General features: G+C 48.5%; 3 protein-coding genes (1 of these 3 running past the window's edge). 2 read left to right on the forward strand and 1 reads right to left on the reverse strand.

All coding sequences use genetic code 11. From position 1 onward, the window contains the following. On the forward strand, positions 1-279 hold the full coding sequence (locus MOO44_RS04335) for a KxYKxGKxW signal peptide domain-containing protein (RefSeq protein WP_260117190.1): 279 nt from the start codon (positions 1-3) through the stop codon (positions 277-279). Here MOO44_RS04335 and MOO44_RS04340 read toward each other — a convergent pair. After that, positions 168-716 (reverse strand): hypothetical protein, encoded by a 549-nt coding sequence (locus tag MOO44_RS04340; protein ID WP_260117191.1) that lies wholly within the window; start codon positions 714-716, stop codon positions 168-170. The genes MOO44_RS04335 and MOO44_RS04340 overlap by 112 nt on opposite strands. Between MOO44_RS04340 and MOO44_RS04345 the strand changes: the two genes are divergently transcribed. Further along, positions 697-17452 carry the beginning of a hypothetical protein gene (locus MOO44_RS04345; RefSeq protein WP_260117192.1) on the forward strand. Its footprint extends 23720 nt past the window's final position, so the window shows 16756 of its 40476 coding nt (coding positions 1-16756); it begins with the start codon at positions 697-699; the stop codon falls past the right edge of the window. The genes MOO44_RS04340 and MOO44_RS04345 overlap by 20 nt on opposite strands.

Consider the following 17452-nt stretch of genomic DNA (forward strand, 5'->3'; position numbering starts at 1 on the left):
ATGCTTTATAATAAATTTGAATATAGTAAAGTAAACGATAAAAAAGTCCTCCGGAAAGTCAAGAAACAATGGGTGGTCATGTCACTATCCATGTTCACAATTCTTGGTGGAGGAGCAGCCATTGGCCAACACATTACAACGGTAAGTGCCAATGCTAATACCAGTACCTATACATCTGATTCTAACAGCGATGCAGATTCTGCATCATCTAGCACGGATAAAGCATCAGCTAGCTCCTCTGCTGATGCCAGTGCCAATAACACGACTAGCTCACAATAGAGTACCACTAGCGTTAGTTCCAGCGCCACTACTGATAGCAGCGCTGCTGACGCCACCAGTGGGTCCAATTCTACCGATTCTACCAGCACCACTAGTAAAGCAAGCGAAACCGCTGCTTCCAGTAGTGCTGATGACAGCCAATCATCGAATTCAACCAGTAGTAGTGCCACTAGCAATCGCAGTTCCGCTAGTGACAAGAGCAGTGCTACCAGCAGTTCTGCTGACAGTAGTTCTGCTGACAGTAGCTCCATAGATAGTAGTTCCGCCGACAGTGCTTCAGCTAGCTCAGCTGAAAGCGCTGGTTTTGCTGCGGCTTCATCCGCTGCGCAGGCCGGAACCACGGTTTCCAGCAGTACTGATGCTAATTTTAATAAGGGCGTTTCGGAATATGCCTCCTCAGTTGCAGCAGCTTCATCAGTGGCTTCCTCAGCTACCAATGCTCAAAAGAGTTCTGCTGCTGATGGTGATAGTTCATCGGATGAAATGACCATTAGTTTATCATCGACCGCTAGCATTGATGCGGTGGAATTAGATCAAGACGTAATGGATCGGATGCTAGGGACTGATAACACTACCAGTGGCAGTAGTTCCAGTGACCAAAGTGCCGAATCCAGTGCTGCCTATTCCATTGCTTACTCCGCCTTTAGTGCCGGCTCTACTTACACCAGTAGTAATGCAGATTCTGCAGTTACTTCTGCAATTTCCAACGCGAGTGTGGCTTACAGCGCTTATAGTTCCGCCTTTAGCGCTGGTTTTTCTGCTGCTTCCTCCGCTGCATTAGCTGGGAAAAATCCGAATAATTCAAGTACTAGTGGCTATACTGACGGATTGAATGCCTACTATGCTACCAACGCCGGGGCGGTGGCTGCTTGGAACTCATTGCACCCTGATGACTTAAAATCAGCTGATTTAGCAGCCTCGTTTACCGCTAGCAATGCCTATTACGTTGCCGGTTATAATGCCACGATTGATGGTTACAATAAGTACAATGCATTGAATGCTAGTGCTGGGACCCAGTCTGGATCTGCGATTTACGGTTCCGGTGGGCTTGGCCAACAAACCAGTGTAACCAGTGGCTCCGTTAACCGGAATACCAGTGCACAGGTGGTTAATTCACCTAGCGATAGTGCCGAAGCTTCTTCTGGAAACTACGTTCAACAGGGAACCGCCGGTAACTTGACTGGAACTGGAATTAACACCGCTGCGCCAACCCAAAGCCTTGCTTATAATTACGCAGTCGACTACTTCTTAGGGCGCCAGGGAGCCTACGATGCTGAAACCGGTCGGTGGAACGGTGCTGATGGGAGCGGTGCTTATACCGTCTTGAATACCAACACCAACAATCCATATATTCAGGCCTATAACGGGGCTCAAGCTGCAATTAATAATGAGCAAAGTGGGAATTTCTTCGCGGTTACGAATTTAACCGCCGCCCAACAAAGTGCTAATTCCACTAATTATAACTATGGGTACAATGACGTTGCTAATAAGGTTAATAACCAAAACATCTATTTTGTTACCTACAATACTTCTAATGCCAATATTACTAGTTTCTTTTATCGTGCCCCTAATGGTTATACTGAACTAAGATTTACTTCTGATTATAATGCCAATCCAGCCGATATTACTGCATACACTTCAATGCCTAATACTAATATGGTTATTAATGGTGCAAACCATATTGTTGATATGCAAAAGTGGCACTATGATCCACATAATCCGGCTAGTTTAACGATTGAGAATATGGCCAAGATGTATGCATACAATATTTATGGTCCAATCAACCTATATGATTCTGGTTCTGGAAGTTTAACTTATCGGAATGTTAACTTCGAAGGTTCTCAACTATTCTATGGACCGAACCTGCCAAATGTTTACATTGACGGTGGGGTTAGTGCCATTAGTGAGGGTAAATATACCAGTCCATTCAATAAGAACTTTGGGACTCAAAATAATAATCAACAAAATATGCAGGTTAGTACCTTGGAATTACTGCCTAATTCTTATTACTATGGTAAGACTGAGCAGGGGAATAACATTGAATTAGGTAAAAACCTGGTTCTAGATCAAGGTTCTACGATGTACCTAGTTCCTCGTGGCCGGGGCGGTGAAAATGCTGGTTCCGGTGGTGACCGTGGGCTAGTAGTTAATGGTAGCGTTACAATTAACAAGAACGCTAATCTAACCGCAGCGCCTGGTGATGGCGGGGCCGATGCCTTCGTTGTTAATAATGGTGGTAGCGTTACGATTAATGGTGGTTCTATGAATTCGATTTATAATTATAATCCTACCGATAATAATCCGACCTGGATTCAAGGTAACGTTATGGTAAAGGATGGTGGAACCATTACTGCTCACGCTACCAGTTCCGCTAATAATTACAATGGTGATTTATTTACGATTAGTAACGGTGCGACCTTAAGTATCCAAAACCGTGGGAGTTTACAAATTTATTCTGACGGGACCAATACGAACTCTGGGATGACATTACTTAATAATTCCGGGACTGTTACCATTAATAACCCGGGTAAAGACATTATTTTGAGTAAGAATGGTCTTAATGGGAACGCTACTGCGAATGGTAGTGCTGGAAAATTCTTTAATACGTCTCCAATTTTAGCTTATTCTGTCATTGGACAAGTTGATAAGGTCTCTGATACTAAACCTCAATACATGGTTAAAATTAATGGTACTAATGGTAACGTGGTTCAGGTCTACAATCAAAGCGGGCAGACAGTTGCCGATCAAACCATTACTAGTTTTGATAATAGTAATTCACAGTACTTGTCATTCAAGGCGGTGCCAACTGTATTTATTACAGGAAGTCCAGCCTTATCTGCTGATCCTAGTGCGGCATCTAAGTATGACATTAACACGACGCTACAACTAACGAATATTAATAGTACTGACGGTTATGTTTACGTTCGGGTTCAAACCAATGGAACGGATGAAAAGCCAGCAGCTGGTGATAATCCAGGGAATGCGTCCCTTACCAATGGCATGTTACAAGATCCTAGTCAACCAGTTGATAATGGTCAAGATTCTGACTACCGAAATGCTTATACGACAGCCATTCCAGTATCAGCATTTACTAAGACTGGTGATGGGACTTATACGTATAGTTATAGCCATGCAATCAATGCAGTTACCGTTGCACCTACTGATGTAATTGTGACTGCTCAGTACCAAGTTACTAATAGTAGTACTGAGATTAAGAATAGTGGTAGCAATACTGTCATTACTAACACTACTCATAACCCAGCCACTACACCGGTTCAAAACAATACAACTACTGTTAGTGGTAAGATCACCGATAACATAATCGTGCCTAATAATACGGTGAAGTACAACACATCCGCCCAAACGGCTAACAGTAGCACTGCTTCATACGCTTCTTTGGCTGCTTCGGTGGCTAGTGCTGCGACCTCTTATTCAAGTGTGGCTTCGTCAGCATCATCCGTTGTGAACACTTATAGTAGTTCCGCACAATCATTTACGAGCGCGCAGAATGCAAACTTAGCTAGTGATTCCAGCTTATCATCAGCGGTTTCTTCAGCATCCACTGCTATTAGTTCATACAGTGTTGATGCTAGCAAACAATCATCAATCGCTAGTTCAGCATCTTCGGCAGCAAGCTCGGCTCTTTCTGCAGCCCTTTCTTATTCCGCAACCGCTAGCACTGCTGCTTCCGTAACATCTAGTGCGATTGCTGCCTTTAACAGCGCCGCTAGTTTATCGCCACAGGCTAGTGTTGCTTCTGCGCAAACTCCAATTAGTTCGTCTGCATTGAGTGCTGCATCTGCTGCTGCATCTGCTGCTTCTGCTGCATTGGCATCATCGGCATCAGTGAATTCCATTAATACCGATGGGCAAAAGGCTGCCTTACAGGCAATCAACGATCAGCGTTCAGCTGAAATCCAGGGATATGTGATTACATCCGCTGCTGCTAGTCTTGCCAAGTCCCTTGCGAATAAAGCAAGTAGCGAGAACAGTCAAATTGCATCAAATTCGGCTAATACTAGTAATCAGTCTTTAGCAGTTGCAAGCATTGCCAATCTCTATCCTTCTGATTCTGCAATTAAAAGTGCTCAATCAACTGCTAGTTCAGCATCATTAACCATGTCGTCAGCATTCGCTGCTGCTTCATCAGCTAATAACACTGCTCAGTTTAGTCAGTCACAAGCAATTGCCGCTTCTAGTACTGTTAGTTTATTATCAGCTACAGTTAGTTCAGCTTATTCTGTATTTAGTTACCAAATTTCACTTGCTCAAAGTTATGCCTCGAACGGTGATTTATCAAATGCTCAAAATGCTCAATCAACTGCTAGTTCGGCTTATTACGATTCTAGTGCTGTCTCTGATAGGGCTGCACTTTCTTCCGCCAATCAAGCTGCCATTACTGCTAATAGCGCTACATCATCTGCTGAAGTAATCGTTGCAGATAATTTGAAGAGTGCAAATGCTGCTGCAACAGATGCATCTAATGCTCTTTCTGGTGCTAATTCTGCGGCTACTAGTCTCGCTAACAGTGTCGGTTCGACTGCAAATTCCACTGCAGCTAGCGCTGCTTCAGTTGCTGCTTCAAATGCTTCCAGTGGAGCTTCAAATGCTGTTTCTCGTGCTAGTGACGCTAGTGTGAATGCATCCAGTGCAGCCATCAACAATTCAGTTGCTAGCTCCGCTGCAAGTGATGCTAGTCAAGCTAATTCTAATACCCAGTCGATTGCAGCTAAGAATTCTGGAAACGCTCCAATTAGCTCTGCTGCTTCAGTGGCTAGTTCTGAAAATACTATTGCTAGTTCCGCTGCTAGTGTTGCTAGTTCTGCTAACTCTGATGCCCAGTCGGCAAAGAGTCGGGCTGATGCAGATAATGCCAAGGCATCAACTGCTAGTTCAAAAGCAAATAGTGCGTCGGATAATGCTTCTTCCTATTCTTCTGCTGCCAGTTCTTATGCCGCTAACAGTAATCAGTCTGCTGCATCTAGCGCTGCAAGTGCTGCTAGTTCTGCCGCTAGTGATGCTGTTTCCGCTGCTAGTGACGCTTCTAATGCTAATAGCGATGCAGCGAGTGCCTCGAGTGCTGCATCGAGTGCTTCCAGTGTTGCTGCTAGTGCCGCTGTGGATGCTAGCTCCGCTAATTCCGTAGTGCAGTCCGCAAACTCATTTGCAAATAGTATTTTCAAAGGGGCAACTACTGCTGCTAATGAAGCCGCTAATTATGCTAGTCAAGCCAAAAGCAGTGCTAGTCAAGCAAGTGATTCAGCAACTAACAGTAGTAATGGGGCCAATAGTGCGTCTGATGCTGCGGGTAAGTACTCTAGTGAAGCTAGTGCTACTTCCAGTCAAGCTGCTCAGTCGATGAGTTCAATTGCTTCTGCTCAAACGAGCATTAATAGTTTAAACAGTCAAGCTTCAGCAAACCCAGTGGTAAGTAGTGCATCTTCAGCAATTTCTTCTGCGGCTTCAGTCGCTAGTTCCGCATCTAAGGATGCTACCGATGCCTCGAGTTCTGCTAACTCAGCCAGTTTTGCTGCTAGTTCGTACGCAGCGAGTGCAAATGCTGCTGCCAAGTCAGCTAGTGAACAGGCATCGATTGCTAGTTCTGCCGCTTCTGCTGCTGCTAGCGCTGCTAGTGCTGGAAATACTGATGCTGCTCAGGCTGCTGACTCGAGTGCTAAGGCTGCTGCTGCTTCGGCGGCAACGTTTAACAGTAGTGCTTCTGCTGCTCGGGATTCAGCCGCTAGTGAGGCTTCCGTAGCTTCATCGGCTAATTCCGTGGCTTCGAGTGCATCTACTGCGATTTCCAATGCTGCCAGTGCAGCTTCTAAAGCTGAAAATGATGCTTCTTTAGCCGTTAGTGCTGGTGACAGTGCAAACCAACAGGCTAGCTCGTATGTATCCAATGCTGAACAAGCTTCAATTAGTGCCTCTAATGCTGTGACTGGTTCTGAAAATGGATCAATTGCTGCCTCTAATGCGGCCTCCCATGCAAACTCAGTTAGTGTTACGGCTTCTAGCGTCGCAGCCAATAACTCAACGACTAGTTCATCTGCATCACTTGCTAGTTCGTATGCATCTAATGCTCAAAATATCTTAAATAGTAATCCATCTAATTCGGCAGTAAGTAGTGCCGTTAGTGATGCTAGTTCTGCTGCATCCCTAGCAACTTCTGCTTCGACTGATGCATCAAATGCTAACTCAGCTGCCATTTCAGCTAAAACACGGGCTGATAGTGATAATGCGGTGGCATCTACCGCTAATGCTAATGCAAGTAATGCAGCATCGGCAGCAAGGTCTGACTCGATTGCTGTTAGTTCAGCCGTTGCTAAGGGTGATTCCTCAGCTATATCGACAGCACTAAGTGCTGCTTCGACTGCTGCGGATAGTGCTTCGACTGCTGCAGATAATGCAGCAAAGGCGAATGCAGATGCATCATCTGCAGCTTCTGATGCGGATAGTGCATCAACAGTTGCTTCGTCAGCTTCTGTCGTGGCTTCGAATGCTGCTAATTCTGCCAAAAGTGCAGCGCAAAAGGCCTCTGATATCGCTAATGGTGGGAGTGATGCTGTTAATAGTGCCGATTCCGCTGCAAGTGCTGCTGATTCCGCTGCAAAGGCTGCAAATACAGCGGCTTCAAATGCATCCAGTGGTGCGAATAGTGCATCTAGTCAGGCCAATAATTATTCTAGTGAAGCCAGTTTGGCGTCTAGCCAAGCTGCGCAATCAATGACTTCGGTTACCACTGCCCAAAATGAAATTAATAGTCTAAACCAGTCTAATGCTGCTAACTCCACGGTAAGTAGTGCTTCTGCAACGATTTCTTCTGCGGCTTCAGTCGCTAATTCAGCAGCTAAGGATGCAACTGATGCCTCAATTGCAGCTAATTCTGCTAGTGTTGCCGCAAGCTCCTATGCTTCAACGGCTCGTTCAGCAGCTTCGGCTGCTAACGTTCAAAGCTCAACTGCTGATTCAGCAGCATCAGTTGCTCATTCTGCAGCTTCTGCTGGTAATAATTCACTAGCTAGCTCTGCAGCTTCTACAGCTTCGATTGCTGCGAATAGTGCAATTGCTGACCAACATTCTGCTGAAGATGCAAGTAATGCAGCTGATTCTCAGGTTACCGCTGGTTCCACTGCATCCGCTAACGCTGCCAATGCATCCATTGCGATTTCAAAGGCTGCCATTGCGGCTTCTCAAGCTGCTGCCGATGCTTCCTCAGCCGTTAGTGCTGGTGACAGTGCAAACCAACAGGCTAGCACGTATGTATCCAATGCTGAACAAGCTTCAATTAGCGCCTCTAATGCTGCGACTGGTTCTGAAAATGGATCAATTGCTGCCTCTAATGCAGCTTCCCATGCAAACTCAGTTAGTGTTACGGCTTCTAGCGTCGCAGCCAATAACTCAACGACTAGTTCATCTGCATCGCTTGCTAATTCATATGCAGCTGATGCTCAAAATATCTTAAATAGTAATCCATCTAATTCGGCAATAAGTAGTGCCGTTAGTGATGCTAATTCTGCTGCATCCCTGGCAACTTCTGCTTCGACTGATGCATCAAATGCTAACTCAGCTGCCATTTCAGCTAAAACACGGGCTGATAGTGATAATGCGGTGGCATCTACCGCTAATGCTAATGCAAGTAATGCAGCATCGGCAGCAAAGTCTGACTCGATTGCTGTTAGTTCAGCCGTTGCTAAGGGTGATTCCTCAGCTATATCGACAGCACTAAGTGCTGCTTCGACTGCTGCGGATAGTGCTTCGACTGCTGCAGATAATGCATCAAAGGCGAATGCAGATGCATCATCTGCAGCTTCTGCTGCGGATAGTGCATCAACAGCTGCTTCGTCAGCTTCTGTCGTGGCTTCGAATGCTGCTAATTCTGCCAAAAGTGCAGCTCAAAAGGCCTCTGATATCGCTAATGGTGGGAGTGATGCTGTTAATAGTGCCGATTCCGCTGCAAGTGCTGCTGATTCCGCTGCAAAGGCTGCAAATACAGCGGCTTCAAATGCATCCAGTGGTGCGAATAGTGCATCTAGTCAGGCCAATAATTATTCTAGTGAAGCCAGTTCGGCGTCTAGCCAAGCTGCGCAATCAATGACTTCGGTTACCACTGCCCAAAATGAAATTAATAGTCTAAACCAGTCTAATGCTGCTAACTCCACGGTAAGTAGTGCTTCTGCAACGATTTCTTCTGCGGCTTCAGTCGCTAATTCAGCAGCTAAGGATGCAACTGATGCCTCAATTGCAGCTAATTCTGCTAGTGTTGCCGCAAGCTCCTATGCTTCAACGGCTCGTTCAGCAGCTTCGGCTGCTAACGTTCAAAGCTCAACTGCTGATTCAGCAGCATCAGTCGCTCATTCTGCAGCTTCTGCTGGTAATAATTCACTAGCTAGCTCTGCAGCTTCTACTGCTTCGATTGCTGCGAATAGTGCAATTGCTGACCAACATTCTGCTGAAGATGCAAGTAATGCAGCTGATTCTCAGGTTACCGCTGGTTCCACTGCATCTGCTAACGCTGCCAATGCATCCATTGCGATTTCCAATGCTGCCATCGCGGCTTCTAAAGCTGCTGCCGATGCCGCTGCGAACGTTAACAGTGGATCTAGTGCTAATAGTGAAGCTTCTACCGCTGTTCAAAATGCCGATCAGGCTTCCATTAACGCCTCGAGTGCAGCAATTGGTTCTTCCAACGGGGCGATTGATGCCTCTAACACGGCCTCCCATGCAGCTTCGGTTGCTTCTGATGTAAACAGTGTTGCTAGTTCTAACACTGCTACCCAGAGTTCAGCCCATGACACTAGTTCATACGCTAGCACGACCAGTTCACTTGCTTCTGCGAACCCAGATAATACGGTGGTATCCAGTGCCAACTCGGTTGCAAGCGCTGCTAGTTCTGCAGCTAGTTCTGCTGCCAGTGATGCTTCTGCTGCCAGTTCCGCTGCTTCATCTGCAAATTCCCGGGTCGATTCAGATAATGTGAAGGCTTCCAGTGCAAATGTGGTTGCCAGTTCCGCTGCTTCTGCGGCGCGTTCGGCTTCCACTGCTACTAGTAGCTATGCTGCTGCTGGGAACTCAAAATCCGCTCAATCAGAGGCTGATCTTGCAAATCAACAAGCTTCAATTGCTACCTCTGCAGCTACCGACGCATCCAATGCGAATGCTGATGCCAGTGCCGCTGCTTCCGATGCCGATTCAGCATCAAATACGGCTAATACTGCATCTTCAGTTGCATCCAGTGCATCCAGTGCTGCCTCAAGTGCCGCTTCTGATGCCACTGCCAATGTTAATCAGGTGACTAACGATAGTTCAACCGCTAGCACGGCTGCTGCAAATGCCGCTGCCACCGCTACACCAGTTTCATCAGTTGCTAGTTCTGCAATCATCAGTGCCAGTGCGGCATCATCCAATGCTGCTGCCGTTAAATTAGCTAGCTCCGCAATTTCAGATGCTACTAATACTGCCAGTGTTGCCCAGAGTTCCGTTGCCTCAATGGCTACCAATAACCCTGGCAACAGCGCAGTTAATAGTGCGGCATCTGTAGTTAATAGTGCCTACAATGCTGCGAGTGTTGCTAGCCAAGACGCAACGATGCAAAATTCAGTTGCGCAATCAGCAAGTACCACGGCCTCTGCTGCTAGTTCTACTGCTAGCTCTGCTAATTCCGCAGCAGCAGCTGCTGCCAGCCAAGCTGCTCAACAATCAATTGCTGCAAGTAATGCTGCTAAGCGCGGGGACGCTAGTGCAACCTCCAGTGCTGCATCCGCTGCCCAGTCATTTGCGTCTCAGGCCGTTAATGAAAGTAACACTGCCAGCCAGGCGAGTGCTTCCGCCGATGCTGCAAGCATTGCTGCTTCTTCGGCCAATGCTGCCATCGCAAAGGATCAAACTATCGCGAGTCAAGCTGCTCATGACGGTTCCAGTGCCGCTGCTGCTGCCTCAAATGCATTAGACAGTGGTTATGCTACTGGAGCAAGTAATGCCGCTTCTAGAGCAGCTCAGGATAGCAGTGCTGCCGGTCAAGACCTTACTTCAGCTCAAAATAATGCTGACGCTGCTTCCAAGGCTTCAGTTGCTGCAAGTGGGGATAATGATCAAGCCAGCAGCTTCGCTAGTGCTGTTAACAGTGCTTCAGCTAATGTTAATAGTTTAAACAGTAATAATAGTCAAAACCCAGTTGTATCAAGCGCGTCCGCTGCTATCGCATCCGCTAGTGTCGTTGCGTCGTCCGCATCTTCCGATGCAGTGATTGCATCGAGTGCCGCTAACTCTGCGAAGGCCTCTGCTGATGCAGCTGTTGATAGTGCTAAGGCTGCATCGACGGCTGCGTCAAATGCTGCCGTTGCTGCTAGTTCATATGCTGCCCAAGCTGAATCTGCGCACGGTGATTCTGCATCTTCACTAGCAAGTCAGGCTGAAAGTGCTGCTGCCGATGCCGATGCCGCATTATCGAGTGCTAATAACGCTTCGAATGCTGCGAACTCAGCTGCCCAAAGCGCCCTTAGTGCTGCTCAACGGGCTGCCTCTGATCAATCAGCTGCATCCAATGCTGCATTAATTGCTTCGACGGCTGCTAATGATGCATCAAACGCAATTTCCGCTGGAATTTCCAGTGCCAATAGCGCTGTTAGTTCTGCCGGAATTGTCGTTACCTCCGCTTCAAATGCTGCTTCGAATGCCGCTAACGATACGAATAATGATAGTTCCGCCACTAATACCGATTCAGCCCAAGCTAGTTCCAATAATTCAGTTGCTAGATCCGCTGCGAACGGTGCGAACGTTGATGCCCAAGATGCGTCTGCAATTGCATCTGCTGCGCCAACGAACTCGTCGTTATCAGCCTTTGCTTCACAAGCTGCTTCTGCAGCAAGTGCGGCTCAATCAGCTGCATCCGATGCTAATTCAGCATCGAATGATGCTTACCGAGCATCGTCAACAGCATCGAGTGCAAATTCAATTGCAGCGAGTGCTGATGCTGACGTTAATTCTGCCAATATTGACTTTAGTTCTGCATCTGCTGCTGAAGCATCTGCTGCCAGTGCTAACAACAGTTCCGCTGCCGCTAGTGCCGCTAGTGCCGCTACTTCTGCTGCTATCCGGGCTTCGCAGGGGGCTTCAAACGCTTCAAGTGCCTCCAGTATCGCTGATGCTGCTTCGATTGCTGGTTCTAATGCTGCCAGTCGGGCTGCTGCTGCTAATACTGCTGCTAATTCATACTCAGCAATCGCCAGTTCCGCTGATAGTGCTGCGAATGCGCTTAATGGGGCCACCCCATCTGATTCTAGTGCTGGGAGTAGTATGGCTTCGAATGCCGTTAACACGACTTCTAATGCTAAGGACGTTACTGGACCCATCGTTAGTTCCACTTCACTTGCAGCATCCAGTGCCGATAGCTATGCCAAGATCGCTAGCGATGCTAATAGTGGTGCGGGTGATTCTTCCAGCGTAGCCAGTGCTGCTACCGGACAGGTAAATAGTCTTGCTTCTCAATACCCACAAAACGTGGTCGTTTCCAGTGCTGCTTCAGTAGCTAGTGGTGCCAACAGTACCGCTAGTTCAGCAGATGTGATTGCAGCCAGTGCCAATACCGTTGCTTCCACTGCTAAAGCAATTGCCGATTCAGCAGCTAATGATGCTAGTCAACAAGATTCAGTTGCTAAATCTGCTGCCATTGCTGCCTCAGCTTCTAAGGCTGCTGCTTCTGCTGCCTACGCTGCTGGTAACTACGTTGCTGGGAATAAGTTTGCGCGTCAGGCCAGCCAAGCCGCTGTTGATGCCAGCGCTGCTTCTACGAAGGCCCAGGCTGATTCTAGTGCTGCTAGTGCCGCTGTCATTGATGCTTCCAACGCTGCCGCTAGTGCTACTTCTGCATCCATTGTGGCCTCGAGTGCTGCCAGCACCGCTACTAGTGCATTGAGTGCTGCTAATGATGCTGCCAATGCTGCGAATGGGTATGCCTCTGGAGCCGTTAATGATGCCAAACGGGCGTCTTCAGCTGCCAGCGTAGCTGCAAATAATCAAAATAGTGCAAGTGGGGTCACATCAGGGGTTTCTAATAATTCATTTGATGCTTCGATTTCATCTGACATTGCATCCAGTGCTTATATTTCAACTAGTTCGGCCGCTGCTGCTGCCAATAGTGCAGTATCGATTGCAAACTCAGCATCGTCTGCATATTCGAATGATCCATTAATTTCTTCATATGCTTCAGCGACTAAGTCTGCATATTCGACTGCTTCGAGCGCGAATAGTGTTACCAGTAGTGCTAACAGTGTGGTTCAATCAGCAAGTAGCGCCGTTGACACCGCTGTTGCTTCTGCTAATAATGCAAGTTCAGCCGCTTCAAGCGCTTATGTGGTCGCATCGAGTGCTGCATCCGCTGCAGTCATTGCTGCTGCTACTGGAAACGTATCGACTGCTTCAGCTGCTAGTGTAGTGGCATCTCAACAGGCCAGTGCTGCAATCTCTGCTGCGTCCAGCGCTAGTTCTGCTCGTTCGATTGCTTATAGTGAATCGCAGGTCGCATCGAGTGCCGCATCCGTTGCTAGATCCGCCGCTGCCGCTGCGAGTGCCGTAAACGTAATTGGGAGTCAAAATGCTGCCAGTGCCCAATCACGCGCCGCTAGTTTGGATGCTTCGAATGCTACTTTGAACTCCATTCGGGCATCTAATGCTGATTCAGTTGCCATTGTTCATTCAAACAATGCCGATAGTTATGCTAGGGCAGCTTCAATTGCGAACGCTAGTGCACAGAGTTCGAATGCTCAAACTAGTTCTGCTGCCAGTGTCACTAGTGCTGCTTCCAATGCGGTCAATTCAATTGAAAGTACGTACCCGAATAACAAGGTAATTGCGGGTGCTCAATCTGCCGCTAGTCAAGCTGGCTCAGCTGCTGCTTCCGCCAGTGCTGATGGATCGATTGCCGCTAATCAAGCTAGCGCTGCTAATACCGCTGCTCAAGCTGCATCCGCATCCGCTAGCGCTGCAGTTCAATCAGCAAACACTGCTAATTCAATTGCTGCGAGCGATGCGAGTGCCAAACCATATAATTCGAGTGCTGCAGTTTCTGCTGCCAATGCTGCTGAGGCTGCCAACAATAGTGCTTCGGTTGCTGAAACGAATGCCTCATCAGCGGCATCAGCTGCTCAATCAGCATCGAACCGGGCTGCAACCGATTCATCATTGGCCAGTTCTGCTGCAATAGCTGCACAGGCTGCTCAAAACACTGCCGAAGCTGCTAGTCAAGCAATCGTAACTGCCAACAGCGTTGCTATTGATTCTGCAAAGGGATCTACTGCTTCGAGTACCGCTAATGTTGATTCTTCTAACGTTTCATCCACTGCAAGCTCAATGAGCTCAATGGCCAATAACGTCTCGAGTAAAAATAATGATGCAAGTAATCAGGCTACGTTAGCTAGTTCCGCTGCATCGGTTGCCAATTCAATGGCCCAAAGCTATCCTGCTAATCCAGCCATTCAAAGTGCTGCTCAAACTGCTACTTCACAAGCTAACAACGCAAGCGCTGCTGCTTCCGTTGCCGCTAGTGCTAATTATGCTGCTCAATCAGCCGAATCGCGGGTCAACAAGGATAGTTCGGTCGCTGCGAGCGCTAGCTCGGTTGCTAGCTCTGCTGTCAGTGCAATCAGTTCTGCATCGGTCGCTGCACAAGTTGCCGCTTCAAATGGTGATCCATCGACTGCTAGTCGGGAATCACAAGTCGCTAGTGTTGCTGCTGCCGCTGCATCCAATGCGGCCCAGAGTGCTAATGCTGCCAATAACGATGCTTCCACCGCTGCGAAGGACATGAGTAGTGCTAATTCTACAGCAAATTCCGCGGATGCTGCTGCTGCCACAGCTAACGCTGCCGCTTCCTCCGCTAATTCATTTATTCATGACATCGCTGGTAGTGGATACGATAACGTTAATTCTGCTGAATCTGCAGCCAAGGCGGCTTCGATTGCCGCTAGTTCTGCTGGTAATACCGCTGGTAGTGGTAATTCTGGAGCCGGGAGCTATGCTGCTGCTGCCAATAGTGCATCCGCTTCCGTTAGTGCTTCATCCCAGGCTGCAAATAACTCCATGGGCTCGATTACCAGTGCTCAAACCAGTGTCAATAGTCTTCAAAACGCCAACCCAAGTAATGCCGTTGTAAATTCTGCTTCCAGTACCATTAATGCGGCTTCGCAGTCCGCTAGTGCTGCATCTGCTTCTGCAACTAGTGCTTCCAGTCTAGCTAACTCAGCTAGTGTGGCTGCTAGTTCGTTTGCCAGTGCTGCTGCTAACGCTGCTCAGTCCGCTAGTGTGCAATCATCAATTGCCAGTTCCGCTGCTTCTGCTGCTAGAAGTGATGCTGATGCTGGGAACCTGTCAGCCGTTCAAACCGATGCAAGCAATGCGATCGCTGCGAAGAGTGCTGCAGATGGATTTAATAGTGCTGCAAGTACTGCTCGTGATTCCGCATCGAGTGCCAACGCAGTGGCAAACTCACAAGTTAATGTTGCAAGTAGCGCCCAAAGCGTAGTTTCCAGTGCTGCGAGTGTAGCATCGAGCGCCGCTGCTTTCGCTTCGTCAAACGTCAGTTATGTTACCGATCAAAGTAGTACTGCCAGTTCCGCTGCTTCAGTGGCTTCCAGTGCCAACGCACCGGTTTCTTCAGTGACCTCAAATACGAACTCAATCGTTAGTGCCGTTTCGAACGACGCTAACAGTGTCAAGGCGGCTTCTGATGCAACCTCGGCATCCGCTAGTGCTACCAACTCCGCTGCTTCAGTTGTTAATTCAATGGTCTCAGCTAACCCAAGTAACAGTTCGTTGGCAGCTGCATCATCAGCTGCTTCCAGTGCGGTAGCTAAGGCTAGTGCTGCCTCCAGTGACGCTACGGTCCAAAACTCCGTTGCTCAATCTGCAAGTACCGCTGCTTCAATTGCAAGTAGCAATGCCAGTGTGGCCAGTGCCTCTGCCTCTGCAGCTAATAGTAACGCTGCTGCTGAAAGCGCCGCTGCTAGCTCAGCATCTGTTGCTGGAAACTCAAGCGCCGCATTATCTGCTGCTAGCGCAGCGAAATCGTATGCTTCTGATGCAATTAATGCATCCAATGCTGCCACTGCAGCCAATAGCGCTGCTAGTGCTGCAAAGCAGAGTGCTGATTCGGCATCCACTGCTGCTGCATCCGACGCTGCCGCTGCTAGTTCCGCTGCATCCGACGCTGCCAGTGCCCAAAGTTCTGCTGGGAGTACGTTAGATAGCGGCTTTGCTTCTAATGCTGGAAGCGATGCTATTCGGGCCAGCTCAGATAGTAATTCCGTTGCCCAAATCTCGGCTGCGGTTGCTAATGCTGATAATGATGCTTCATTGAAGTCCAGTCAGGCAAGCGTTTCATCCAGTCAGGCGAGTGATTCAACTAGCGCTGCTAATTCTGCGGCCGGGGTCGTTAACAGCATCTTTAATAACAACAGTAGCAATGCTGTGATTGCCCAAGCTTCCTCCGTTGCCAGTTCGGCGGCCTCAGTTGCTAACGCTGCTTCTGCTGATGCCACGAGTGCTTCTGCCGATGCTAATCAAGCTAAGGCCGATGCCGATGCAGCTTTAGCTAGTGCCACTGCTGCTTCTACCGCTGCCTCGAATGCTGCCTCGGCTGCTAATTCATACGCCGCTGCTGCTTCGAGTGCCCATGGGGATGCTGCTAAGATGCTTGCTTCACAAGCCGCTAGTGCTGCTGTTAATGCCGATACTGCATTAGCAAGTGCCCAGGCTGCTTCGAGTGCTGCCTCCAATGCTGATAGTCGGGCAAGCAGTGCATCGAATCGGGCTTCAACCGATGCCTCGACTGCCGCAGCTGCCAATAATGCGGCCTCAACTGCTGCTTCGAATGCGGTTGCTGCAAGTAAGGCGATCTCAAACGCTAATGGAGCCCAATCACTTGCTGATGGTGCTAGTCAATACGTTAGTGCTGCAAGCGTAGCCCAAAATAGTGCGTCAATTGCTGCTAGTTCGGCTGCCTCAAATGCAACGAATGCATCTAAAATTGCTGCTGGAACGACAGGGGACGTTGCTAAGGTCACCTCGAATTCTTCTGCGGTGGCTAGCTTTGCGTCCGTCAATTTAAATGATCTAAGCGTTGCGAGTGCATCTGTTACTGCTGATGGCTACTCTTCAACTGCTGCATCCGCTTCAGCAGCTGGGTCAATCGCTGCCTCGAATGCGAATGTTGATAGTTCTAACGCAGCTTCGTTCGCTAGCCAAGCTGCCAGTCAATATGCTGCTGCCGTCGCTGCTTCGAATGCGGCAAGTAGCTACGCTTCCACTGCTGCTAGCTATGCAATTAAGGGTGATAGTGCCAACGCTTCCACCGCTGCGAGTCAAGCAATTTCGGCTGTCTCGGCTGCAAGTAACGCTGCTGCTTCTGGTTCGTCCTATAATGTTCAGGCTAATAGTGCTGCTCTACAGGCAACGACTGAATCGCAAAATGCTGCAAATGCAAAGACAGCGACCTATAATGCTGCAAATAGTGCCTCAATTCTTAAAATCGGTCTAGCTTCCTCCATTGCTAGTGTTACCGATGCCGCTTCTAATGTAGCTTCCAATGCTCAACCAGTGGCTTCTAGTGCATCCAGTACCGCTAGTTCCGCTTCATCAGGAGTGGTGGTTAATAGTCAAGCTGCTAATAACAGTTCATTAGTTGCAAGTTCTGCTAATGATTCTGCTAGTACCGCGGCTACGAACGCCCAAAACGTTGCTGATCAAACGGCTTCAATTGCTTCGGCCAACCCAACCGATTCATCAATTTCAAAAGATGCTTCAATTGCTGCTAGCACCGCGGTCATTGCCTCTAGTGCTGCCAGCGTTGCGCTAAGCGCTTCTAGTCAAGCATGGACTGACTCTTCCACTGCTTCATCTGCTAATTCGATCGCCTCATCTGCAACCGTTGCTACGAATAACTACTCCGCTGCAGCCCTGCAGAACGCGGCTTCCGCTTATGCGGCCTCAGCTGCCGGCAACATGGCGTCTGCTAGTTTTTATGCTTCGGCTGCTGCTTCGGCTGCCGCCGCTGCAGCTGCGCAAGCGGTGATTGTTAATAACGCAAGCACTGCGGCTGCACAAGCTGCTAAGGATGCTTCCGCCGCCGCTTCGCTTGCTAAGAGTGCGAATACTGTTGCACAATCTGCCAATAGTACTG

It is taken from the genome of Nicoliella spurrieriana, assembly GCF_023380205.1.
Taxonomy (GTDB): domain Bacteria; phylum Bacillota; class Bacilli; order Lactobacillales; family Lactobacillaceae; genus Nicoliella; species Nicoliella spurrieriana.